The 21,492-nt window shown below is 71.5% G+C and carries 20 protein-coding genes; 7 read left to right on the top strand and 13 right to left on the bottom strand.

What is annotated here, in order from left to right:
- Nucleotides 1–34: 34 nt before the first annotated feature.
- Nucleotides 35–3,412, bottom strand: coding sequence for a pyruvate carboxylase (locus BLW84_RS07130; protein WP_093262667.1), 3,378 nt, complete (start codon nucleotides 3,410–3,412; stop codon nucleotides 35–37).
- A gap of 313 nt (nucleotides 3,413–3,725) precedes the next feature.
- Between BLW84_RS07130 and BLW84_RS47280 the strand changes: the two genes are divergently transcribed.
- Complete coding sequence (locus BLW84_RS47280; protein WP_177226332.1) at nucleotides 3,726–3,884, top strand: hypothetical protein; 159 nt, start codon at nucleotides 3,726–3,728, stop codon at nucleotides 3,882–3,884.
- Between the two features lie 111 nt (nucleotides 3,885–3,995).
- On the opposite strand, the gene recG is transcribed toward BLW84_RS47280, so the two are convergent.
- The 6 genes from recG to BLW84_RS07100 form a co-directional block, all read right to left on the bottom strand.
- A complete protein-coding gene (gene recG / locus BLW84_RS07125; RefSeq protein WP_093262665.1) occupies nucleotides 3,996–6,233 on the bottom strand; it encodes an ATP-dependent DNA helicase RecG in 2,238 nt (745 codons plus the stop codon).
- A gap of 84 nt (nucleotides 6,234–6,317) precedes the next feature.
- On the bottom strand, nucleotides 6,318–6,779 hold the full coding sequence (locus BLW84_RS07120; RefSeq protein ID WP_093262664.1) for a hypothetical protein: 462 nt from the start codon (nucleotides 6,777–6,779) through the stop codon (nucleotides 6,318–6,320).
- A gap of 100 nt (nucleotides 6,780–6,879) precedes the next feature.
- A complete protein-coding gene (locus tag BLW84_RS07115) occupies nucleotides 6,880–7,764 on the bottom strand; it encodes a CPBP family intramembrane glutamic endopeptidase (protein ID WP_093262662.1) in 885 nt (294 codons plus the stop codon).
- Nucleotides 7,765–7,775: 11 nt separating this feature from the next.
- Nucleotides 7,776–8,726, bottom strand: a complete 951-nt coding sequence (locus BLW84_RS07110; protein WP_093262660.1) for a DUF1648 domain-containing protein — start codon at nucleotides 8,724–8,726, stop codon at nucleotides 7,776–7,778.
- 50 nt (nucleotides 8,727–8,776) lie between these two features.
- Complete coding sequence (locus BLW84_RS07105) at nucleotides 8,777–9,115, bottom strand: GntR family transcriptional regulator (RefSeq protein ID WP_093263073.1); 339 nt, start codon at nucleotides 9,113–9,115, stop codon at nucleotides 8,777–8,779.
- 189 nt (nucleotides 9,116–9,304) lie between these two features.
- Nucleotides 9,305–10,855: a DAK2 domain-containing protein gene (locus BLW84_RS07100; protein ID WP_093262658.1), complete on the bottom strand. Its 1,551-nt coding sequence runs from the start codon at nucleotides 10,853–10,855 to the stop codon at nucleotides 9,305–9,307.
- Nucleotides 10,856–11,144: 289 nt separating this feature from the next.
- Between BLW84_RS07100 and rpmB the strand changes: the two genes are divergently transcribed.
- Entirely contained in the window at nucleotides 11,145–11,336 is a 192-nt protein-coding gene (rpmB, locus tag BLW84_RS07095) for a 50S ribosomal protein L28 (protein WP_093262649.1), read from the top strand.
- A 59-nt stretch (nucleotides 11,337–11,395) separates the two neighbouring features.
- Here the strand turns inward: rpmB and BLW84_RS07090 are convergent, their stop codons facing one another.
- Nucleotides 11,396–11,983 (bottom strand): Rv1733c family protein, encoded by a 588-nt coding sequence (locus BLW84_RS07090; protein ID WP_093262647.1) that lies wholly within the window; start codon nucleotides 11,981–11,983, stop codon nucleotides 11,396–11,398.
- Between the two features lie 346 nt (nucleotides 11,984–12,329).
- Nucleotides 12,330–13,004, bottom strand: coding sequence for a uracil-DNA glycosylase (locus tag BLW84_RS07085; RefSeq protein WP_093262645.1), 675 nt, complete (start codon nucleotides 13,002–13,004; stop codon nucleotides 12,330–12,332).
- A gap of 489 nt (nucleotides 13,005–13,493) precedes the next feature.
- Here BLW84_RS07085 and BLW84_RS07080 point away from each other — a divergent pair, with 489 nt between their 5' ends.
- Nucleotides 13,494–14,711 (top strand): MFS transporter, encoded by a 1,218-nt coding sequence (locus BLW84_RS07080; RefSeq protein WP_245760995.1) that lies wholly within the window; start codon nucleotides 13,494–13,496, stop codon nucleotides 14,709–14,711.
- Between the two features lie 82 nt (nucleotides 14,712–14,793).
- Here the strand turns inward: BLW84_RS07080 and BLW84_RS07075 are convergent, their stop codons facing one another.
- The gene (locus tag BLW84_RS07075; RefSeq protein WP_093262641.1) at nucleotides 14,794–15,759 is read right to left on the bottom strand and encodes a thiamine-phosphate kinase; all 966 of its coding nucleotides are present in this window, start codon (nucleotides 15,757–15,759) and stop codon (nucleotides 14,794–14,796) included.
- Between the two features lie 97 nt (nucleotides 15,760–15,856).
- On the opposite strand from BLW84_RS07075, the gene BLW84_RS07070 reads away from it, so the two are divergent.
- Both BLW84_RS07070 and BLW84_RS07065 read left to right on the top strand, forming a co-directional pair.
- The gene (locus tag BLW84_RS07070) at nucleotides 15,857–16,090 is read left to right on the top strand and encodes an Lrp/AsnC ligand binding domain-containing protein (RefSeq protein WP_093262639.1); all 234 of its coding nucleotides are present in this window, start codon (nucleotides 15,857–15,859) and stop codon (nucleotides 16,088–16,090) included.
- A 99-nt stretch (nucleotides 16,091–16,189) separates the two neighbouring features.
- Nucleotides 16,190–16,768 carry a DUF3515 domain-containing protein gene (locus BLW84_RS07065; protein WP_245760994.1) on the top strand — a complete coding sequence of 193 codons (579 nt, stop codon included), beginning with the start codon at nucleotides 16,190–16,192 and terminating at the stop codon, nucleotides 16,766–16,768.
- Nucleotides 16,769–16,850: 82 nt separating this feature from the next.
- On the opposite strand, the gene BLW84_RS07060 is transcribed toward BLW84_RS07065, so the two are convergent.
- Together BLW84_RS07060 and pdxR are read right to left on the bottom strand one after the other, a co-directional pair.
- Nucleotides 16,851–17,942: a D-alanine--D-alanine ligase family protein gene (locus tag BLW84_RS07060; protein WP_093262629.1), complete on the bottom strand. Its 1,092-nt coding sequence runs from the start codon at nucleotides 17,940–17,942 to the stop codon at nucleotides 16,851–16,853.
- 96 nt (nucleotides 17,943–18,038) lie between these two features.
- A complete protein-coding gene (gene pdxR, locus BLW84_RS07055) occupies nucleotides 18,039–19,451 on the bottom strand; it encodes a MocR-like pyridoxine biosynthesis transcription factor PdxR (protein WP_093262627.1) in 1,413 nt (470 codons plus the stop codon).
- Between the two features lie 60 nt (nucleotides 19,452–19,511).
- On the opposite strand from pdxR, the gene BLW84_RS07050 reads away from it, so the two are divergent.
- Nucleotides 19,512–20,174 carry a pyridoxamine 5'-phosphate oxidase family protein gene (locus tag BLW84_RS07050; RefSeq protein WP_218157222.1) on the top strand — a complete coding sequence of 221 codons (663 nt, stop codon included), beginning with the start codon at nucleotides 19,512–19,514 and terminating at the stop codon, nucleotides 20,172–20,174.
- A complete protein-coding gene (locus BLW84_RS07045; protein WP_093262625.1) occupies nucleotides 20,171–20,596 on the top strand; it encodes a GNAT family N-acetyltransferase in 426 nt (141 codons plus the stop codon). Before BLW84_RS07050 ends, BLW84_RS07045 begins: the two co-directional genes overlap by 4 nt.
- 84 nt (nucleotides 20,597–20,680) lie before the next feature.
- Here BLW84_RS07045 and BLW84_RS07040 read toward each other — a convergent pair whose 3' ends face one another.
- A complete protein-coding gene (locus BLW84_RS07040; protein WP_093262623.1) occupies nucleotides 20,681–21,151 on the bottom strand; it encodes a cysteine dioxygenase in 471 nt (156 codons plus the stop codon).
- Nucleotides 21,152–21,492: the final 341 nt, after the last annotated feature.

The raw sequence follows: 21,492 nt of genomic DNA, 5'->3' as shown, positions 1-21,492 counted from the left end.
CTTCTGGGGAAACGGCCCGCTTTCGTGGTTCCGATCAGCCGAGTTCGATGATCAGGTCGCCGCCCTCGACCTGCTGGACCGCGCCGATCGCCAGGCGCTTCACCCGGCCGCCCTGCGGGGCCGTGATCGCCGCCTCCATCTTCATCGCCTCGATGGTGGCGATCGTCTGGCCCGCCTCCACGGCGTCGCCTTCGCCGACCGACAGCGTCACCACGCCCGCGAACGGCGCCGGCACGTGGCCGGGGTTGGACCGGTCGGCCTTCTCCGCGACCGGCAGGTTCGTGGCCACCGAGCGGTCGCGGACCTGGATCGGCCGCAGCTGCCCGTTCAGGGTGGCCATCACGGTGCGGATGCCGCGCTCGTCGGGCTCGCTGATCGCTTCCAGGCCGATCAGCAGCCGCACGCCCGGCTCCAGGTCCACCGAGTACTCCTCCCCCGGCCGCAGCCCGTAGAAGAAGTCCTTGCTGCGCAGCAGGGAGGTGTCGCCGTACGCCTCGCGGTGCTCGGTGAACTCCTTGGTGGGCTTGGCGAACATCAGCCGGTTCAGGGTGCTCCGGCGGTCCGAGGCGAGCCCCGCGTGGTCCTCATCGGACAGTTCCGCGAGCTTGCGCACCGCGGTGCGGCCCGCCAGCGCGCGGGTGCGGAACGGCTCCGGCCAGCCCGCCGGCGGCTCGCCGAGCTCGCCCTGCAGGAACCCGATCACCGAGTCCGGGATGTCGAACTTGCGCGGGTCGGCCTCGAAGTCGGCCGGGTCCACGCCGGCGCCCACCAGGTGCAGCGCCAGGTCGCCGACCACCTTCGAGGACGGGGTCACCTTGACCAGCCGGCCGAGGATCCGGTCGGCCGCGGCGTACATCGCCTCGATCTCCTCGAACTTGTCGCCCAGCCCGAGCGCGACCGCCTGGGTGCGCAGGTTCGACAGCTGACCGCCGGGGATCTCGTGCTTGTACACGCGCCCGGTCGGCGACGCCAGGCCCGCCTCGAAGGGCTGGTAGACCTTGCGCACCGACTCCCAGTACGGCTCCAGGTCGCACACCGCCTGCAGGTCCAGCCCGGTGGCCTGCTCGGTGTAGTCGGTGGCGGCCACCACCGACGACAGCGCGGGCTGCGAGGTGGTGCCGGCCAGCGACGCCGTCGCCGCGTCCACCGCGTCCGCCCCGGCCTGCACGGCCGCCAGGTAGGTGGCCAGCTGGCCGCCCGGCGTGTCGTGGGTGTGCACGTGCACCGGCAGGTCGAACTCCTTGCGCAGCGCGGAGATCAGCTTCGCCGCCGCCGGCGGGCGCAGCAGCCCGGCCATGTCCTTGACCGCCAGCACGTGCGCCCCGGCGTCGACGATCTGCTCGGCCAGCCGCAGGTAGTAGTCCAGCGTGTACAGCTTCTCGTCCGGGTTGGACAGATCGGCCGTGTAGCACAGCGCGACCTCGGCGACCGACTTCCCGGTGGCCCGCACCGCCTCGATGGCCGGGCGCATCTGCTCGACGTCGTTGAGGGCGTCGAAGATGCGGAAGATGTCGATGCCGGTGTCGGTGGCTTCCTGCACGAAGTGCTCGGTCACCTCGGTCGGGTAGGGCGTGTAGCCGACCGTGTTCCGGCCGCGCAGCAGCATCTGCAGGCAGATGTTGGGCACCGCCTCGCGCAGCTTCGCCAGCCGCTCCCACGGGTCCTCGGCGAGGAACCGCAGCGCCACGTCGTAGGTCGCGCCGCCCCAGCACTCCAGGGACAGCAGCTCCGGCGTCAGCCGCGCCACGTGCGGCGCGACCGCGAGCAGGTCGCGGGTGCGTACTCGGGTCGCCAGCAGCGACTGGTGGGCGTCCCGGAAGGTGGTGTCGGTGACGCCGACGGCCTTGGATTCCCGCAGCCAGCGGGCGAATCCCTCCGGGCCGAGCTCGGTGAGCCGCTGCTTGGAGCCGGCCGCCGGCGGCACCGACAGGTCGATCTTCGGCAGCTTGTGCACCGGGTCCGGGGTGGTCGGGCGCTCGCCGTTGGGCCGGTTGACGGTGACGTCGGCGAGGTAGTTCAGCAGCCGGGTACCGCGGTCGGCCGAGTGGCGCGCGGTGAGCAGGTGCGGCCGCTCGCCGATGAACGACGTGGTGACCTTGCCCGCGGCGAAGTCCGGATCGTCCAGCACCGCCTGCAGGAACGGGATGTTCGTGGACACGCCGCGGATGCGGAACTCGGCGACCGCGCGGCGGGCGCGGGCGACGGCGGTGGCGAAGTCGCGGCCCCGGCAGGACAGCTTCACCAGCATCGAGTCGAAGTGCGCGCTGACGCTGGTGCCGGCGAACGCGGTGCCGCCGTCGAGCCGGATGCCCGCGCCGCCCGGCGAGCGGTAGGCGCTGATCATGCCGGTGTCCGGGCGGAACCCGTTGGCCGGGTCCTCGGTGGTGATGCGGCACTGCAGGGCCGCGCCGCGCAACCGGATCGCGTCCTGCGTCATGCCGAGGTCTTCGAGCGTCTCGCCGGCGGCGATGCGCAGCTGCGACTGCACCAGGTCGGCGTCGGTGACCTCCTCGGTGACCGTGTGCTCCACCTGGATGCGCGGGTTCATCTCGATGAACACGTGGCGGCCCTGCTCGTCGACCAGGAACTCCACGGTGCCCGCGTTGACGTAGCCGATCTTGCGGGCGAAGGCGACGGCGTCGGCGCAGATCCGCTCCCGCAGCTGCGGGTCCAGGTTCGGCGCCGGGGCGATCTCGATGACCTTCTGGTGGCGGCGCTGCACGGAGCAGTCGCGCTCGAAGAGGTGGATCACGTTGCCCGCGGCGTCGGCGAGGATCTGCACCTCGATGTGCCGCGGGTTGATGACCGCCTGCTCCAGGAAGACCGTCGGGTCGCCGAAGGCCGATTCGGCCTCGCGCATCGCGGCTTCCAGCGCCTCGCGCAGCCCGGCGGGGGCGTCGACGCGGCGCATGCCGCGCCCGCCGCCACCGGCGACGGCCTTGACGAACACCGGGAACGTCATGCTCTCGGCGGCCGTGAGCAGCTCGTCGATCTCGCGGGACGGCGCCGAGGAGTCCAGCACCGGCACGCCGGCCTCGCGGGCGGCGGCGACCGCGGTCGCCTTGTTGCCGGTCATCTGCAGGATCTCGTGGCTGGGGCCGACGAAGGTGATCCCGGCTTCCCGGCAGGCGCGCGCCAGTTCGGGGTTCTCGGAGAGGAACCCGTAGCCGGGGTAGACGGCGTCGGCGCCGGCCTCGCGCGCGGCTTTGACGATCTCCTCGACGGACAGGTAAGCGCGGACCGGATGCCCAGGCTCGCCGATCTCGTACGACTCATCGGCTTTCAGGCGGTGCAGCGAGTTGCGGTCTTCGTGCGGGAACACCGCGACCGTGCCCGCGCCTAGCTCGTACGCGGCGCGGAACGCGCGGATCGCAATCTCGCCGCGGTTCGCGACAAGGACCTTGCGGAACATGCCGGCTCCTCCTGGGCAGGTGTCGGTCGGTGTGAGCACCGTACCGCGAAAATTCCCTTAACCGGGAGAACCTCTCAGGTGATGGACACCTCGTTACCTTTATGACCTGCCCAAATGCCGGAACGAGACAAGGTCTGGACCAAAAGAAATCAGCGCTAATTTTTCTTATGCCGAATTTTCGATCTCTTACTGGCGCTCAGGCGTGGCGCCCGCTCCGGACTGCCGCCCGATCGGCGGCCGACGGCCCCAGAAGACCACAAGACCGTGGATGGCGCTGAAAACCCGACCGCGACGCCGCACCGGGGAGCCACCGATGCCACCGCGCCCTCACGCCCTCGACACCGGGGCCGCCGACGTCCACGCCGAGGCCGCCGCCCTGCGGGACCTGCGGGTCCGGCCGAACTCCCGGGCAGGGCTGCGCCCGGTGGCCTCGTTCCTCTCCACCGACCACCGAGAACTACCGGCCACCTGACGCCCTAAGCCCCGCACCTATCCCTGGGCGCTGACACCGGCACGGCCCGCATCGCTCCCCCGAAGCGAACGGCCCGTTCACCTCACCGACCGAGGCGAACGGGCCGTTCGCTCAGCTCTTCTCCAGGTACTCCGCGCGTTCGGCGTCGACGACCTCCGCGACCATCCGGGCCAGGCCCGGGTGGTTCCGGAGCTGCGGGTCCTCGCCGACCACCCGGTCCGCCTCCTCGCGGGCCTGGGCGATCACGTCCTCGTCGCGCAGCAGCGACAGCATCTTCAGCCCCGACTTCCGCCCGGACTGCGCCGCGCCGAGGATGTCGCCCTCGCGACGCAGTTCCAGGTCGAGGCGGGCCAGCTCGAAGCCGTCCGTGGTGGAGGCGACCGCGTCCAGCCGGTCCCGCGTCGTGGTACCCGCCATCGCCTCGCTGACCAGCAGGCACAGGCCCGGCGCGCTGCCCCGGCCGACGCGGCCGCGCAGCTGGTGCAGCTGGCTGACGCCGAACCGGTCGGCGTCCATGATCACCATGACGGTCGCGTTCGGGACGTTGACGCCGACCTCGATGACGGTGGTGGCGACCAGCACGTCGAGCTCGCCCGCGGCGAAGGCGCGCATCACCGCGTCCTTGTCGTCGGCGGCCAGCCTGCCGTGCAGGATGCCCAGCCGCAGGCCCGCCAGCGGCCCGGCCGCGAGCTGCTCCGCGACGTCGAGCACCGCCAGCGGCGGCCGCCGCTCCTCGCCGTCCTCCGGCGGCGGCTCCTCGCCGCCGCCGTCGCTGTCGTCCACAGCGGACTTCGCCGCTTTCTTCTTGCCCTTGCCCGGGTTCTCCTCGTCGTCGCCGATCCGCGGGCATACCACGTAGACCTGGTGCCCGGCCGCGACCTCCTCGTGGATGCGTGCCCAGGCGCGATCCAGCCAGGCCGGTTTCTCCGCCACCGGAACGACGCTCGTGCTGATCGGCGAGCGGCCGCGCGGAAGTTCCCGCAGCGCCGAGGTTTCCAGGTCGCCGTAGACCGTCATCGCCACCGTGCGCGGGATCGGCGTCGCGGTCATGACGAGCACGTGCGGCGACACGTCGTCTCCGCCGCGCGCCCGCAGCGCATCGCGCTGTTCGACGCCGAAGCGGTGCTGCTCGTCCACCACGACCAGGCCGAGATCGGCGAACGACACCCGGTCCTGGATCAGCGCGTGCGTGCCGACGACGATCCCGGCTTCGCCGGAAGCCGCCTCCAGCAAGGCCTTCTTGCGCTGCGCCGCGTTCAGCGAGCCGGTCAGCAGCGTCACGCGGGTGGCGTTGTCCGCGCCGCCGAGCTCGCCGGCCATCGCCAGGTCGCCGAGCAGTTCGCGCAGCGAGCGGGCGTGCTGCGCGGCGAGCACCTCGGTCGGCGCGAGCATCGCCGCCTGCCGGCCGGAGTCCACCACCTGCAGCATCGCGCGCAGCGCCACCACCGTCTTGCCGCTGCCGACCTCGCCCTGCACCAGGCGGTTCATCGGGTGCTCGGTGGTCAGGTCGGCGGCGATCTGCTCGCCGATCTCCTGCTGCCCCTTGGTCAGCTCGAACGGCATCCGCTGGTCGAACGCCACCAGGACGCCGTCGTCGCGCATCCGGCACACCGGCGCCGGGTGCGACTTCGCCGCGCCGCGCAGCTGTGCGAGCGCCAGCTGCACCGCCAGCGCCTCGTCCCACTTCAGCCGGTCCTGCGCGGCCTGGACGTCGCCGAAGTTCTGCGGGCGGTGGATCTTGCGCAGCGCCGACTCGAGATCGGCCAGCCCCATCCGGTCGCGCAGCTCCACCGGCAGCGGGTCTTCGGCGCCGTCCCAGACGTCCAGCACCTGGCTCACGCACTGCGCGATGGACCACGACGGCAGGCCCTGCGCGGCCGGGTAGACCGGGAGCACCGCGGCGGCGAATTCCTCGGCCGCCGAACCGAGATCGGTCTTGTCCGCGTCGAAGAGCTGGTACTCGGGGTGCGCCAGCTGCAGCTGGTCGCGGAAGGCGGTGACCTTGCCCGCGAACATGCCGCGCCGCCCCGGCAGCAGCTCGCGCTCCCGCCACGCCTGGTTGAAGAACGTGCAGCTCAGCGAGCGGTGGCCGTCGGTGATCCGGGCCTCGACGATGGTGCCGCGGCGGGACTTCATGGTGCGCTTGCTGACCCGCTCGACCTGCGCCAGCACCGTGGCGTGCTCGCCGAGCTCCAGCCCGGCGATCGCGGTCAGCTCGCCGCGCTCGGCGTAGCGGCGCGGGTAGTGGCGCAGCAGATCCCCCACCGTGGCGAGGCCCAGCGCCGAATCGAGCGCCTTGCCGGTCTTGGCGCCGAGCACCCGGTCGAGCTTCGCGTCCAATGTGGTCACTGCATGTCCTCCGCCGTGCGCATCGTCACCGGTCGTCCCGCCGGGCAGGCACCCGCAAGCTATCGGACGGCACCGACGAGTCGATCAGTCGGTGGCGGCGACCCGCGCGCTCTGGCTGCCCAGCCGCCAGCCGAGCCAGCCCGCGAGCGCACCGCCCAGCAGCAGCCAGCCCTGCGCGTGGAGGTCGACGGTGTCCCGGAAGTCCGGGGCGTTCAGGTTGGTGAGCGTAGTCAGCACGACGGTGCCGAGCATCAGCGAGCCGAATACGCCCAGCGCCGCCCCGGCCCAGGCCAGGCCGCGCCGCCGCAGCACCCCGCGGACCCCGAACACGCTCCACACCGCGGCGACCGCCAGCCACCAGACGAGCTTGTCGAACAGGAAGTCGCGCAGCGAGCTGGAACTCTTCGGCGCGCCCGACGACGTCCACTCGATCGCGATGGGCTCCGGCAACCGGGTGCGCAGCAGCAGCGGGACGGCGATCATCAGCAGCGCGATGAGCACGGTCCAGCCACCGACGAACCACAGATACCGGCTTCGGACACTCACTTGGACGCTCCCGGGACAGTCGACGACCAGTAACGACAGTAGCGCCAGGTCGCCGCCACCGGTCGGCCCGGCCGGGCATCGCCGACCGGGCCGGGGCTGGTCAGGCGGCCGCGACCGGCTGCGGGGCCCGGTCGAGGGGCCACCGGCGCATCACGAACAGCGCCAGCGCGGCCATCGGCACCCAGCCGACCAGGCCGGTGATCCCGGCGACGACCACGTTCGGCGGCTCGGCCGCGGAACCCAGGATCATCGGCAGCCCGGCGGACGCGTTGAACGAGCCGTGGCACAGCACCGCGGGCCAGACGCTGCCCGAGTACAGCCGCAGCCAGCCCATCAGCACCCCGTAGATCACGCAGAACCCGGTGAACAGGAGCGCAGACCAGGGGCCGAGCTGCGGGTAGTTGTAGCCGAGCAGCGTCAGCGGTGCGTGCCAGACACCCCAGATCAGGCCGGAGAGCAGCAGCGCGGGCCAGGTGCCGAACCCCTGCAGCCGCGGCAGCAGCCAGCCCCGCCAGCCCCACTCCTCGCCGAAGGCCGGCACCGAGTTGATCAGCGGCGCCAGCAGGACCATCGACACCAGCTGGATCAGCACGACGGTCCCGACGCCGATCGGCGGGGCGCCGCCCATCGCCTCGCGCATCAGGCTGAAGTCGAAGTCCACCGCGAGGACTCCGATGGCCGCGCTCAGCGCGACGGCCGCCGCGCTGAGCAGCGGCGTGCCGAACCAGGCGGCCAGCAGCAGCACGACCGTGCGCCCTTTGTCCGGCCCGAAGGTCAAGCTGGTCGCGCGGGCCCATTCGCGGGCCGGCACGCGGCGGTCCAGCAGCCGCACCGCGAGCACGCCCAGCGTCGGCGTGAACATCATGACTCCGGCGAGCCACGGGAAACCGCTGCCGAGGCCGCCCGCGAGCCACAGCGGCAGCGCCACCAGCCACGCGCCGCCCAGCGCCACCAGTAAGAACACCCACAGATCACGACGTCCCACGATGTTTCCCCTCACAGCGCCGAGCGTTCGGTGATGAGCGCGTTGACCAGTTCCGCGCCGCGTTCGGCGTGGTCGACGCTGATGTAGAAGTCGCGGCCGGACGTCAGCCGCAGGACTAGGCACTCGCCGCCGCGCAGCATGATCGCGGTGCTGCTCGGCAGGACCCGGTAACCCCAGCCGCCGACCTCCAGCGGCCGCCGGGTCTCGACCCGCACGCCGTCGATCTTCGCCAGCGGGATCAGCCGGGCCGGCCAGCGCTGCGGCCCGAACGCGACCCGGACCCCGCGCTCGTCGATCTGCACCCGCGCCGAGGACAGGGCCAGGCAGGCCGCACCCGCCAGCAGCGGGGCCAGCACGATCGGCCAGGGCTGGAAGACGGCGGTCGCGGCCGCGACCAGCAGCAAGAGCCAGCCGCCCGCGCTGAGCGCCCGGCTCGACACCGACGCCAGCCACACCGCCCGCTGGCCCGGCTTCAGCGCCAGCTCCGGCCCCTCGGCTGCGTCTTGCGCGGCCTCGTCCGGCCCCCGGTGGTAGGCGAACCAGCCGAGCCGGCCGGCGAGCGCTGCGATCAGCAGCACCGGGATCATCTGCCAGTTCATCGACCGCGCCTGCCGCCACTCGGCGACGTCGAGGTTCGACCACACCGTCAGCGCCGCCAGGCCGATCATGAACACCGCGCCGGCGGTGAGGATGGCGCCCGCGGCGGCGCGGGTGCGGCGTCGCCGCCAGCCGCGCGCGGCGTACCCGGCGACGGCCGACCCGAGCACCAGCCAGCCGACCGACACGAAGATCAGGAATACCGCGACCGGCGTCGAGTCGTCCGGCGCGCCGGAGAAGCCCCAGTGCGACGCGATCGGATCGGGCAGCCGGTCGCGGAAGGCCCGGATGCCGAAGAAGAGCACCGCCGTCACGGCCACGACCCAGAGGCCCCAAACGGCCAGGAACCGGGTGCGGTAGGTCATTTCGCCTCCTGCGTCCGATGGGCCGCCCGACTCCGGCCTGGATGAATCCCTCATCTCTCCCCCTGCCTGATCCACTCGATGACGTCGTCCGGCCGATAGCCGTGGCGCTCGGCCTCGGCCAGCAGCTCGCCGAGCTTCCGCTGCAGCGCCGCCTTCGCATCCGGGCGGCGCAGCACCGTGACGCCGCGCCCGCGGCGGAACTCCAGCAACCCCTCTTCGCGCAGCTCGCGCAGCGCGCGCAGCACGGTGTTGGGGTTGATCTGCAGCGCGACCGCCAGGTCCCGAGCGGGCGGCAACCGATCGCCCGGCTCGACCTCGCCGTCGGTGATGGCGCGCCGGATGGCGTCGGCGGCCTGCTCGTGCAGCGGCCGCTGATCGTGCAAATCCAACGAAAGCAACATGATGCTAATGACACTAGCACCATTCACTTCTTATCTGCCAGCAGCCTCACCGTTCGCGCAGGCCAGGACCCGTGCGTACTTTTTGTCGCCATAGCAGCAAGAAGTACACACGGGTCTGACCAGGCAAAATGCGACCACATCGGAGCGATGCTGGTGCTGGCGAACGCGGCAGAGGTGCTACTCGACGCCGATGAGGAGCAGGGCGTCGAGGTTCCCGCCCGGGTAGTGGGCGAACTCGACCTCGGGATGGGCGTGGCGGAGGTGTCCGGCCAGCGCCTCCGGCAGGCCCGCCGGCGCATCGGCCCGGACCAGCGCCGTGAGCAGCTCGCCACCGGTGGCGAGCATCCTGGTGGCGAGCTCGCGGGCGGCGGCGGGCACGTCGTCGCCGATGAGCACGACCTCGCCGTCGATCAGCCCGAGCACGTCGCCAGGCAGGCAGCGGCCGACCCAGGTCAGCGCCTCGGCATCGGCGATGCGCAGCTCGCCGCGCCGCGTCGCGGCCGCCGCCTCGGCCATCGCCACCTGGTCGGCGGCCCGGCGCCGGGTCGGATCGTGCACCGCGAGCGCGGCCAGCCCCTGCACCGGCGACGCCATCGGCACCACGACCACGTCCTGCCCCTCGCCGATCGCGCCGACCCGCTCCACCGCGGCGGCCGTGGCCGCGCCGTTGGGCAGCACGACGACGTGCGCGGCGCCGGTCGCGACGAACGCCTCGCGGAGCCGCTCCTCGGTCAACTCCGCGCCGCCGACCAGCACATCCGCGCCCTCGGCGGCGAACAGCTCGCCCAGGACGTCGTCGGTGACGCAGGCGAGCACGGCGACGTCCCGCGCGAACGCGGCCTGCTGGTCGGCGAACCGGGTGACCTTGATCTTGTGCACGCGCCCGGTCCCGATGCCCGACTCGATCGCCGCCCCGATGTCGTCGCAGTGCACGTGCACGGCCCAGGAATCCGCACCGTCACCGACCACCGACACGCAGTCGCCGAGCGCGCACAACGCATCGCGCAGCGCCGCGACCCGGCCCTGATCGGTGTCGGCCAGCAGGTACATGACCTCGTACTCGTGCTGCGACTCGTGCTCCAGCACTCCCGAGTCGCCCGGCACGGGCGCCTCGGGCGCGAGCCGCTCGCCATCGCGCACCACCGCGTGCAACGCGTCGAGCATGATCACCAGGCCCCGCCCGCCGGCATCGACGACACCTGCGTCGAAGAGCACCGAGAGCTGGCCCGGAGTGGCGGCCAACGCGTCGACGGCGGCCCGGGTCGCGCGGTGCACGACCGCGTCGAGCTCGCCGGAACCGGCCGCGAGCGCCGCAGCGCGCAACACCGACAGCACCGTGCCCTCGGCGGGCTCGGCGACGGCCTGCCTGGCCAGTTCGTCCGCACGGGCCAACGCCGCACCCAAGGCCCGGCCGTCGGCTTCGGCGACGTCGCGCAGTGACTCGGCGATACCGCGCAGGGCCTGCGAGAGCAGCACGCCGGAGTTGCCGCACGCGCCGCCGAGCGCGCCCTTCGACAACGCGGCGAGCACGCCGCCGAGCGTGTCCGGCTCGACCGCGTCGAGCGCTTCCACCGCCGCGCGCATCGTGTGCAGCAGGTTGGTACCGGTGTCGCCGTCGGCGACCGGGTAGACGTTGATCCGGTCGATCGCCTCGCGCTCTGCCGCCAGCCCGGCCAGCGCCAGGTCGGCCCACCGGCGGGCAGCCGCCGCAGTCAGCGTCCGCAACACCCGCGACCTCCCACGCAGCCACCTACGATCGGATTGTCCGAGACTAGTCGCTGTCCGCGCCGGGTTCGGCACGCATCGGCACTCGCCCCCACCGCCGGGAGCGCCGCCATCGGGTGGGCTACACTGATCCGGTCCCAGGGTGGCGATGACCCCGGGCAACCGGGTTCTCCGGGCTGAGACCGCCGGTCACGGCGGTGGACAGTGAGCGCTCACGCGAGGCTGATGCGGCCGTGGTGCGCTTGCGGCTCTCATCGCTGTAACCGTCAAGCAAAGTTAAGGGGTGTCTGACGTGGCTGCCGTCTGCGACGTCTGCGGTAAGGGACCAGGCTTCGGCAACTCGGTCTCGCACTCCCACCGGAAGACCAAGCGCCGGTGGAACCCGAACATTCAGACCGTGCACGCCAAGATCGGCCTTTCGCAGCGCAAGCGCATGAACGTGTGCACCTCTTGCCTGAAGGCCGGCAAGGTCGTCCGCGGCTGAACTCGACTGCGCGCAAAACCCCGAGGCCCAGCGCCTCGGGGTTTTCTGCGTTCACCGGCTCATGAGGCGTGGTTGCGCCACTGGGGGCCGACCTTCTCCCACTCCGCGGCCCAAGCCGCGAGTCGCCTGCGGGTCACGATCAACCGGGCTCCCATCAGGGCGACCGTGGTGAACAGCGCGGATCCGAGCAGCACGCTCGCCCCGGCCATGCCGGCGGCCTGGGTCGCCTCAGCTCGGGTCAGCGGCGGCGAGGTCGGCTGGCCCTGCTGGTCCAGCCACACCGGAACGGTTCCGGCCGCCGGGGCGCGGGCCGGTAGCTGGATGACGGCGAAGTGCTCGTCCGGCGCCTGTCCCCAGCGCACCGCGACCGGCCGGTGGGCGGTCCCGGCGGCATCGCCGAGCTCGGCGACGACCGTCGCCACCACCTGGTGCTTGGCCGCCTGCTCGCGATCCACGTCGGCGAGCCGGCCGCGCAGCTCGGACTGCGCGACGAACAGGGCCGCCACCACGGTGGCGACCGCGATCAGCGCGACCAGCAGCAGCGCGACGGGCTCGAAGTAGTCGGTGCGCCGCCGCAGCGGGTTCGCCCCCGGAAATATCCTGCGGATCAGGCACCGCAGGTCGCTGCCATTCCGGCCGGCTCTCATGACGGGCCTTCTTCCGCCCCGAACGCATCATCCGGCAAAGGCCAATGTACGACCGGGCGGAACCGAAATCCATACGCCGCGAACAGGCAAAACGCGCCTGCGCCGGGGCTTGCCCGGCGGCACCGGGTGGTCAGGCAAGCGGCGCAGCCGCTTCCTCTTTCGCCACGCACGCAACTTGCACCGCCGCGGGTTCTCAGACTGTGCCCGCCTTCTAGGCTACTGGGCGAGGCCAGTCCCCGATGCCGCTAGGCACACGTAAGTCGGGGATCCCACAGTCCAGGCGGCGTCCGCAACTCCAGCAGGGGGCCGCCACCCGCACCGCAGAGCAAGGCGAGCAGAAACCCCTCTACGGCAGCTTCCAGTCGATGGGCTCCATGCCGCGGCGCTCGAGGATCTCGTTCACCCGGCTGAACGGGCGGGAGCCGAAGAAGCCGCGGTCGGCCGACATCGGGCTCGGGTGCGGCGATTCGACGCACTCCACGCCGGGCATCAGCGGGCGCAGATCGCGGGCGTCGCGGCCCCAGAGGATCGCCACCAGCGGCTCCTCCCGCGCGGCCAGCGCGCGGATGGCCTGCGCGGTGATCTCCTCCCAGCCCTTGCCCCGGTGCGAACCGGAGTTGCGGGGCCGGACCGTCAGCGCCCTGTTGAGCAGCAGCACCCCGCGCTCGGTCCACGGCGTGAGGTCGCCGCTGGTGGGCTTGGGGTGGCCGAGGTCCTCGGTGTACTCGCGGTAGATGTTGACCAGGCTGCGCGGCGGCGCGACGCCGGGCGCGACGGAGAAGCTGAGGCCGACCGCGTGCCCGGGCGTCGGGTACGGGTCCTGGCCCACGATCAGCACCCGCACGTCGTGGAACGGCTGTTGGAAGGCGCGCAGCACGTGCTCCGGCGCGGGCAGGTACGTCCGGCCCTCGGCTACCTCGGTGCGCAGGAACTCGCCCATCTTCTTGATCTGATCGGCGACCGGCTCCAGGGCTTGCGCCCATCCGGCTTCCACGAGCTCTTGCAACGGACGTGCGACCATGCGAGCACCCTAGCGAGAGACCAAGATCGCCCTACGGACAGCCCCGAGATCGACTTCAAACCGATCAATGTGTCGCACGTCACACTCGATCGAAGTAACATAGCGGGCGATATGGCGCACACCCGTATCCGACTGCCACACGAAAGCACCATTTCCGCTAGTCACCCGCCGAATTCGGCTGTCAAATCGACGACACTCCGACACAACGCGCGGACCGTTCGTTCGGTGACCTTTTGCATATAGGAAATAACATCGGAATAACGCAATCCACGTCTTTTGGTGGCCTCCTCAAGGCCGCTCAGCTAGGTTCACCGGAGTTCTGAAGACCGCAAGGGTGGATGGCATGACCCGGAGGTGGGCCGCAAACTCATGACTTCGCAGGAATCAGCCGAAACATCAGCCGAGCAGCGCTCCCTGCTCCGTCGCGCAGTTGGCGCAGCGGCAATCGGCAACTGCACGGAGTGGTACGACTTCGGCGTATATGCATATGTGGCCGCATACGTGGGCCACCAGTTCTTCCCCGGCCCGCTCGAGACCATCTCGGCCTTCGGCGTCTTCGCCATCTCCTTCCTGTTCCGGCCGCTGGGCAGCCTGTTCTTCGGCCCGCTGGGCGACCGGATCGGCCGGCAGAAGGTGCTGGCGGTGACGATCCTGCTGATGTCCGGATCGACGTTCGTCATCGGCCTGCTGCCCACCTACGAGACCATCGGCATCTTCGCGCCGATGCTCCTGCTGCTGTGCCGGTTGCTGCAAGGCTTCTCGACCGGCGGCGAATACGGCGGCGCGGCGACCTACATCGCCGAGTTCGCGCCCGACCGGCGCCGCGGCTTCTGGGGGAGCTGGCTGGAATTCGGCACGCTCGTCGGATTCGGATTCGGCGCGCTGGTGCCCACGATCCTGATCTTGAATCTGGACACCGCCTCGATGGAAAGCTGGGGCTGGCGCATTCCGTTCCTGATCGCCGGTCCGCTCGGCGGCGTCGGTCTCTACCTGCGGAGCAAGCTGGAAGACACGCCGGCGTTCAAGAAGCTCGAAGCGACGCACCAGGTGGCCAAGTCGCCGCTGAAGGACCTGATCAAGGAATGGTGGCGGCAGCTGCTGATCCTGATGGGCATCGTGGTGCTGATCAACATCGCCAACTACACGATCCTGACCTACATGGAGACGTACCTCAAGAACACGCTCCACGTGGAGGACGGCCAGGAGTACCAGGTCCTGGTCCCGCTGTTGCTGACGGTGCTGTTCATGATGGTGATCATCACGCCGGTGGGCGCGCTGTCGGACCGGGTCGGCCGCAAACCGCTGTTCCTGTCCGCGGCGATCTGCTTCATCGTGCTGCCGATCCCGGCGTTCATGCTGATCTCCCAGGGCACCGTGCTGACCACGATCCTGGGGCTGGGCCTGCTGGCGATCGGGCACGTGCAGCTGATCGGGCCGCTGGCGGCGACGCTGCCGGCGATGTTCCCGACGAAGGTCCGCTACGCGGCCTTCTGCATCGGGTACAACATCTCCACGGCGGTCTTCGGCGGGACCGCGCCGCTGGTCAACGACGCCGTCGTGACCTCGACCGGCAACACCTTGTTCCCGGCGTTCTACCTGATGGCCGCGGCCCTGGTGGCGCTGGTGCCGATCCTGCTGATGAAGGAGACGGCGAAGAAGCCGCTGATGCAGGACGCGCCTGCCCCGGCGGGCTCCTCGGCGGGCTAGTCGCCCCGAACGCGGAGAACCCCGATGTGCCGGTGGCGCATCGGGGTTCTCCGCGTTTCGGGAAGTCCTCGGCGGTCCTGCGTCAACGCCAGTGCTCCCAGCCCGCCGGGCCCTCGTACTCGCCGCCGTCCACCGTGACACCCGCGCCCTCGGCGACGACGCCGATCGCGCGCCAGCCCTCCGGCAGCGGACGCCCCGGCGGGAACGTCGCGGCCAGCGCCTGGTCCTCGCCGCCGGTGAGCACCCAGTGCCGGGCGTCCGCGCCCAGCGCCGAGGCGACCTCGATCAGCCGCTGCGGCACCTCGACCTGCTCGGTGCGGACGTCGATGGCCACCTGCGACGCCTCGGCGATGTGCCCGAGATCGGCCAGCAGCCCGTCCGAGGTGTCCACCATGGACGTCGCGCCCGCGACGGCCGCCTGCGGCCCCGCCGCGTACGGCGGCTCCGGCACGCGGTGCGCGCCGACGACCGCGACCGGCGAGCGGAAACCCCGCCCCAGGACGGCCAACCCGGCCGCCGACCAGCCCAGTCGGCCGGCCACCGCGACCACGTCCCCCGGCCGCGCGCCCGACCGCGTCACCGGCTCCCGGCCCTGCAGGTCGCCCAGCGCTGTGATCGAGATCGTCAGTGAGGTCGCCGACACCATGTCGCCGCCGACGATGCCGATGCCGACCCGCTGTGCTTCTTCCCACATGCCCGCGGACAGCTCGTCGGCCACGTTCGTCGGCAGGTCCGGGGAGCACGCCAGGCCCACGAGCAGGCCGGTCGGCACCGCGCCCATCGCGGCGATGTCCGAGAGGTTCACCGCGACGGCCTTGCGCCCCACCTGCTCCGGTGTCGACCAGTCGAAACGGAAGTGCACCCCTTCGACGAGCACGTCGGTGGCGGCCACCACCCGGCCGTCCGGGGCTGCCAGGACCGCGGCGTCGTCACCCGGCCCGATCAACGTGCCTGGTGACTGAGGCCGCCCGGCCGTAACCCGATCGATGAGACCGAACTCACCCAACTGGGAAACGGTCTGTGCGTCCTGCGATGAATCAGGACCCAACTGGGACCTTCCTTCCTTGAGCATCCGCTCGGTCCGATGGGGTAACTTTCTGCCAGTTTCCTACCCCGAGCACATCGGCCACACGAAGGGGCACGCCGTGGTTCAGGCATACATCCTCATCCAGACCGAAGTCGGCAAGGCCGCCGCGGTCGCCGGCGAGATCAAGGACTTCGCCGGCATCATCAGCGCCGAAGACGTCACCGGCCCGTACGACGTGATCGTGCGCGCCGAGGCAGAGAACGTCGACCAGCTCGGCAAGATGGTCGTGGCGAAGATCCAGAACGTCGACGGCATCACCCGCACCCTGACCTGCCCCGTGGTGCACCTGTGACGATCCGTCGCTGAAAGCGCGGGTGGGCAGCCCGCACCAGAGTGGAGCACGGCCGGGCCGGTGACCGCACCCGGCGGCGGCCGTGCTGTAGTGGACGACGTGGTTCACCAATCAGCGACCGGATTGCCCCGGCCGGTGTTGATCGTGGCGATCACGCTCGGCGCACTCCTCGCCCTGGCGGTCGCCGGCGTCGGCGCATACGGCTGGTACGGCGAACACCAGGCACAGCAGGCCCAAGCGGAAGCAGAGGCGGCCCGGCGGACCGGGCCACTTCCGCTCGCGCCCGTCCCGGCGCCGAAGGCGTCGTCGCCGGAGTGCGCGGCGGTGCTCCAAGCCCTGCCGCGCGAGCTCGCCGTGGGCGACGCGCTCGTGCCGCGCCGCGCGCTGGCGGAGCCGGCGCCGGCGGGAACCGTCGCGTGGGGAGATGCGAAGCACGACCCGCTGACGGTGCGGTGCGGCATCGACGCCCCGCAGGAGCTGACGCCGACGGCGCAGCTGCTGGACGTCTCCGGCGTCAGCTGGCTGGAGATCAACCAGGGCGGCGACACCTCGTGGCTGGCGGTCGACCGCCCCGTGTACGTCGCGCTCACCGCTCCCGAGGGCACCGGAACCGGCCCCATCCAGGACCTCTCCGAGATCCTCCGCAACACCCTCCCCAAGCAGCCGGTCTTCCCCTGACGCACCAAAAGGCCCGTGCACGTTTTGTGCTGCTCTAGCGACACAAAACGCGCACGGGCCTTGAGCTGTGGAAACCGCCGGCTCAGCGGAGGCCGGTGCCCCGGGAGATCGCCGTTTCGACGAGGGTGGTCAGCAGCGTCCGGTAGTCGACGCCCGTGTCCGCCCACATCCGCGGGTACAGCGAGATCGCCGTGAAGCCCGGCATCGTGTTGACCTCGTTGACGATCAGCTCGCCGTTCTCGGCGAGGAAGAAGTCGACCCGCGCCAGGCCCTGGCAGTCCAGCGCGCGGAAGGCCCGCACCGCCGCGGCGCGCAGCTCCTCGATCGCGTCGTCGCCGATCTTGGCCGGGATGTCGAACTCGGTGACATCGTCGAGGTACTTGGACTCGTAGTCGTACCAGTCGGATTCGCCGGTGACCCGCAGCTCGGCGGGCAGCGACGCCTCGATCCGGCCGTCCGGGAACTCCAGCACGCCGCATTCGATCTCGCGGCCCACCACCGCCGACTCGATGATCACCTTCGGGTCGGTGCGCCGCGCCTCCGCGATCGCGGCGTCCAGGTCCGCCCAGTCGGTGACCTTGGTGATGCCCAGCGACGATCCGGCCCGCGTGGGCTTGACGAACACCGGCAGCCCGAGCCGTTCGCGCTGCCGCTCGTCCAGCGTGGCCTGATCGCGGCGCAGCACCTCGAAGCGCCCCACGCCCAGGCCCTCCGCGGCGAGCAGCTTCTTGGTGTACTCCTTGTCCATCGACACGGCGCTGGAGAGCACGCCCGCCCCGACGTAGGGCACGTCGGCCATCTCCAGCAGGCCCTGGATGGTGCCGTCCTCGCCGAACGCGCCGTGCAGCACCGGGAACACCACGTCGACCGACGACAGCACCTCGCCGCCGCGGCCCGGCTCCAGCAGCACCAGCTCGCGGCGGGTGGGGTCACCGGGCAGCGCGAGCGCGGTGTTCTGCACGACCTCGGGTGCCTGCCGGTCCCGGATCTCCAGCTGCTTCGGGTCGTCGGTGCCGAGCACCCAGGCGCCCTCGCGGGTGATGCCGACCGGCAGGATCTCGAAGCGGTCCGGGTCCAGGTGCGAGAGCACGCTACCGGCGGACACGCAGGAAATGCCGTGCTCGGTGCTGCGCCCGCCGAAGACGACGGCCACCCGGGTCTTGCGCTGTGTCATGCGCCGGACCATACCTGCCGTGCCGAAGGCCCGTTTCACAAAGGTTGACCGGGTGCACAGCGGAACCGATCGCTTCCCCGCCGCGAGCGAGCTATTTCACGCGTTCCCGCACAACCGAGCCAGAATCGGCAGCGCGCGTTCCAGTTCGTCGCGCGAACACGCGGCGTAGCCGAGCGCCAACCCGAACCACTGCTGCGGACCGCAGTGGTGCCGCCGCAGCCCGTCGAGCACCAGTCCGCGCTCCGCGGCCATCGCGACCACGCGCTGCTCGGTCTCCGCGTCCGGCAGCGGAAGCACCACGTGCGCCCCGGCTCGGTCGCCGAACACCTCGACGCCTTCTGCCGCGAGCTTCTCCACCACGAACGCCCGGCGCTGCGAGAGTTCCCGCCGCAGGCGTCGCAGGTGCCGTCCGAGGTCGCCGTGGCGGGCAAGCTCCACCAGCACGCGCTGTCCCGCCGGAGCCGGGCTGGTCCCCGTGCGATCGCGGTGCTGCAGCACGCAAGCCGCGACGTCGTCGGGCGCCAGCATCCAGCCCACGCCCAGGGTCGGGGTGAGGATCTTGCTCGTCGTGCCGAGGTGCACGACGACGTCCGGGGCCATCGACGCGAGCACCGGCAGCGGCGCCACGTCGTAGCGGAGCTCGCCGTCGTAGTCGTCCTCGATGATCAGCCAGCCCTCGGCGCGCGCCCGCTCCACCAGCGCGATCCGGCGCTCCGCCGGCAACCGGCCGCCGATCGGGTACTGGTGCGCGGGCGAGCAGTAGACCGCTTGCACGCCGCGCGGAATGGCATCGACCACGATGCCCGCGTGATCGACCGGCGCCGCCACGACCCGCACGCCCACCGACCGCAGCGCGCCCACCGCCCGCTGATACCCGGGCTCCTCCACGGCGACCGCCGCGCCGCGGCGGAGCACCGAGCCGGCCAGCTCGACGACAGCCGACGTGGTGCCACCGGTGGCCAGCACGTTGTCCACCGTCAGCCCGCCGACGACCAGGCCGCGGTGGCGCAGCAGGTGTTCGGTGATGGCCTCGCGGTATTCGATCGACCCGCCGCGATGCGGCTTCGAGTCGGGCGGGGTGTCCGCCGCCGCGCGCCAGGCCCGCCGCCACGCCGCCCGGTCGACTCCGCCCGCCCACGGCACGCCGGGCGTCAGCACCACCATCGGCTCGTCCGCCTGCCGCGCGCCGCGGTCCGCGCCGGTGGTCGCTCCGGCCCGCGATCCGGGCGGGCTGGTCGTGACGTAGGTGCCCGAGCCGTGCCGCCCGGCGATCCAGCCCTCGGCGTGCAGCTGCTCGTAGGCCGCGGCGGTCACCGTGCGGCTCACTTCGAGGTGCCGCGCGAGCGCGCGCGTGGACGGCAGGCGGTCGCCGCCGCGGAGCTGGCCGAGGGTGGCGGCGTGCCGCAGCGCGTCGGCGAGCTGAACGGCGAGCGGACGGGGATCGTCGCGGCGCAGGTCGATGGCCAGCTCCAGCAGCGGGGAGCTGGCAGCGGGCACGGCATGTGGCATTTCGAAATTCTCCCTGATTGGCACTTCGATAATGCCACTTGCTGAAAGATCCTGTTCCTCGTGACCCGACAGCTCTCCACCACAGAACGGACCACCATCCGCCGCGGCAGCGACCGGGCCCGCACCGAGCGCAGCGACCTGCACGCCGCCCTGGACACCGGCCTGATCTGCCACCTCGGCCTGCTGGTCGACGGCGCTCCCCGGGTGCTGCCCACAGGCTACGGACGCAGCGGCGACACGCTCTACGTGCACGGCTCGACCGGCGCGCGCAGCCTGCGGGAGGCCGCCGAGGGAGTCGAGGTCTGCGTCACGGTGACCCACCTCGACGGGATCGTCTACGCGCGCTCGCTGTTCCACCACTCCGTGAACTTCCGCTCCGCAATGATCCACGGGCGCGCCCGGAACGTCGTCGACGACGACGAGAAGCTGCAGGCGCTGCGGGTGATCACCGAACAGCTCGCGCCCGGTTCGTGGGACCACGCGCGGCAGCCGAACAAGCGGGAGCTGGCCGCGACGGCGGTCCTCGCCGTCGACCTCGCCGAAGCCGCGGTGAAGGTCCGCAGCGGCGGCCCCAACGACGACGCCGAGGACGTCGAGGCGGGCGAGGCGTGGGCCGGGGTGCTGCCGCTGCGCATGCACTGGGGCGCACCGGAATCCGCGCCGGACCTGCCTGCTGGATTCGAGGTGCCGCGGCACGTCGGCGAGCGGCAGTACCAGCGATGAGCGTCGTGGAACTGGACGACATCGCGCCCGCCTACCCGGTGCTCCGCGAGCTGCGGCCGGATCTGGCTTCGCCGGAGGAGTTCCGGGCGCAGGCGGAGCAGCAGCGGGCGGCGGGTTACCGGCTGATCGCGTCGCTCGACGGCGCCGGCGAGGTCGCCGCCGTCGCGGGGTTCCGCGCCGGGCGGTCGTTCGCGTGGGGCCACTACCTGTACGTCGACGACCTCGTCACCCTGCCGGCAGCCCGGAAGCGGGGGCACGCGAAGGCACTGCTCGACTGGATCGACGCGGAGGCCCGCAGGCTCGGAATCCGGGAAATCCACCTGGATTCGGGCACGCAACGCCACGACGCGCACCGCCGCTACCTCGGGACCGGATTCGCGATCCCGTCCTTCCACTTCTCGAAACCCACGCCCGGAGCCTGAGCCCGCGCGGCCGGGTCGATTGTGGACACGGCGCGAAAGTCGTTGCGGCGCGGGGCGCCCGGTCCCCCGGATGCCCCGCGCGCGTCACCGCGCCTGGCGGAGGCCGGCGACCGGGTCGTGGGTGTAGAGGGTCATCCGGGCCCGGGCCGGGCGGTAGACGTGGACGCTCACCGCCGGGTCCGGCCCGTCGTTGTGCACCTGGTGCACGTAGTTCGGGCCGAAGACGCGGGACTGGCCCGCGGTCAGCGGGTGCAGCACCTCGGTGCCCCGGGGTTGGACGACGCGCTCGGTCAGGTTGCCGGCGATCACGGTGAAGGCGCCGGTGGCGCCGCCGTGGTCGTGCAGTTCGGTGTGCTGGCCGGGCAACCAGCTCAGCAGCCACGCCTCGTAGCTCTCGGTGCGCGCGAGCAGGCCCGACCAGCGCTGGTCCGGGTCGTAGCGCAGCAGGTGCGTCCACGAGCCGCGGTCGGCGGCGAGTTCCCGGGCGATGCGGACCGGGTGCGCGATGGAGAGATCGGCAGGTGCGGCAAGGGTATTCGGCGGAACGGCGAACACGGCGGATGTCCTTCGGGATCGTGATGAGCCCCGGGCCGTCGGCGCGCGTGCGTGCGCGCCCGGAAACGCCCGGGAATTACGGGAGAACGATCAACACGAAGAACACAGACAGAGCGCGCTGGCGACGCGGCGCAGGTCGATGTGACCCCGTCGATCAGTCATAGCACGCAGCAACACGGGAAGAACTGAACCAGCCGGAGGGGACCCGCGTCAACTCGAAGCCGCAAGATCTCACACCACGGTGGCGGATCCCGCCCGCCGTTGATCACTTCTGGAGTTCTAGAGGCCGTTATTCGGGAGTCCGGTAGGGCGTGTTGTGGCCTTTGAAGCGGCGCAACCGC

The organism is Saccharopolyspora shandongensis (assembly GCF_900106995.1).
GTDB classification, from domain to species: domain Bacteria; phylum Actinomycetota; class Actinomycetes; order Mycobacteriales; family Pseudonocardiaceae; genus Saccharopolyspora; species Saccharopolyspora shandongensis.
The sequence above is the reverse complement of the archived record's forward strand: the minus strand, read 5'-3'. Positions and strand labels throughout refer to the sequence as shown.

What these genes read in the sequence shown, in the direction of transcription:
- BLW84_RS07130 (WP_093262667.1), bottom strand. Translation starts at nt 3,412, where the DNA reads ATGTTCCGCAAGGTCCTTGTCGCGAACCGCGGCGAGATTGCGATCCGC.
- BLW84_RS47280 (WP_177226332.1), top strand. Translation starts at nt 3,726, where the DNA reads ATGCCACCGCGCCCTCACGCCCTCGACACCGGGGCCGCCGACGTCCAC.
- BLW84_RS07110 (WP_093262660.1), bottom strand. Translation starts at nt 8,726, where the DNA reads ATGACCTACCGCACCCGGTTCCTGGCCGTTTGGGGCCTCTGGGTCGTG.
- BLW84_RS07090 (WP_093262647.1), bottom strand. Translation starts at nt 11,983, where the DNA reads ATGAGAGCCGGCCGGAATGGCAGCGACCTGCGGTGCCTGATCCGCAGG.
- BLW84_RS07085 (WP_093262645.1), bottom strand. Translation starts at nt 13,004, where the DNA reads ATGGTCGCACGTCCGTTGCAAGAGCTCGTGGAAGCCGGATGGGCGCAA.
- BLW84_RS07060 (WP_093262629.1), bottom strand. Translation starts at nt 17,942, where the DNA reads ATGACACAGCGCAAGACCCGGGTGGCCGTCGTCTTCGGCGGGCGCAGC.
- pdxR (WP_093262627.1), bottom strand. Translation starts at nt 19,451, where the DNA reads ATGCCACATGCCGTGCCCGCTGCCAGCTCCCCGCTGCTGGAGCTGGCC.
- BLW84_RS07045 (WP_093262625.1), top strand. Translation starts at nt 20,171, where the DNA reads ATGAGCGTCGTGGAACTGGACGACATCGCGCCCGCCTACCCGGTGCTC.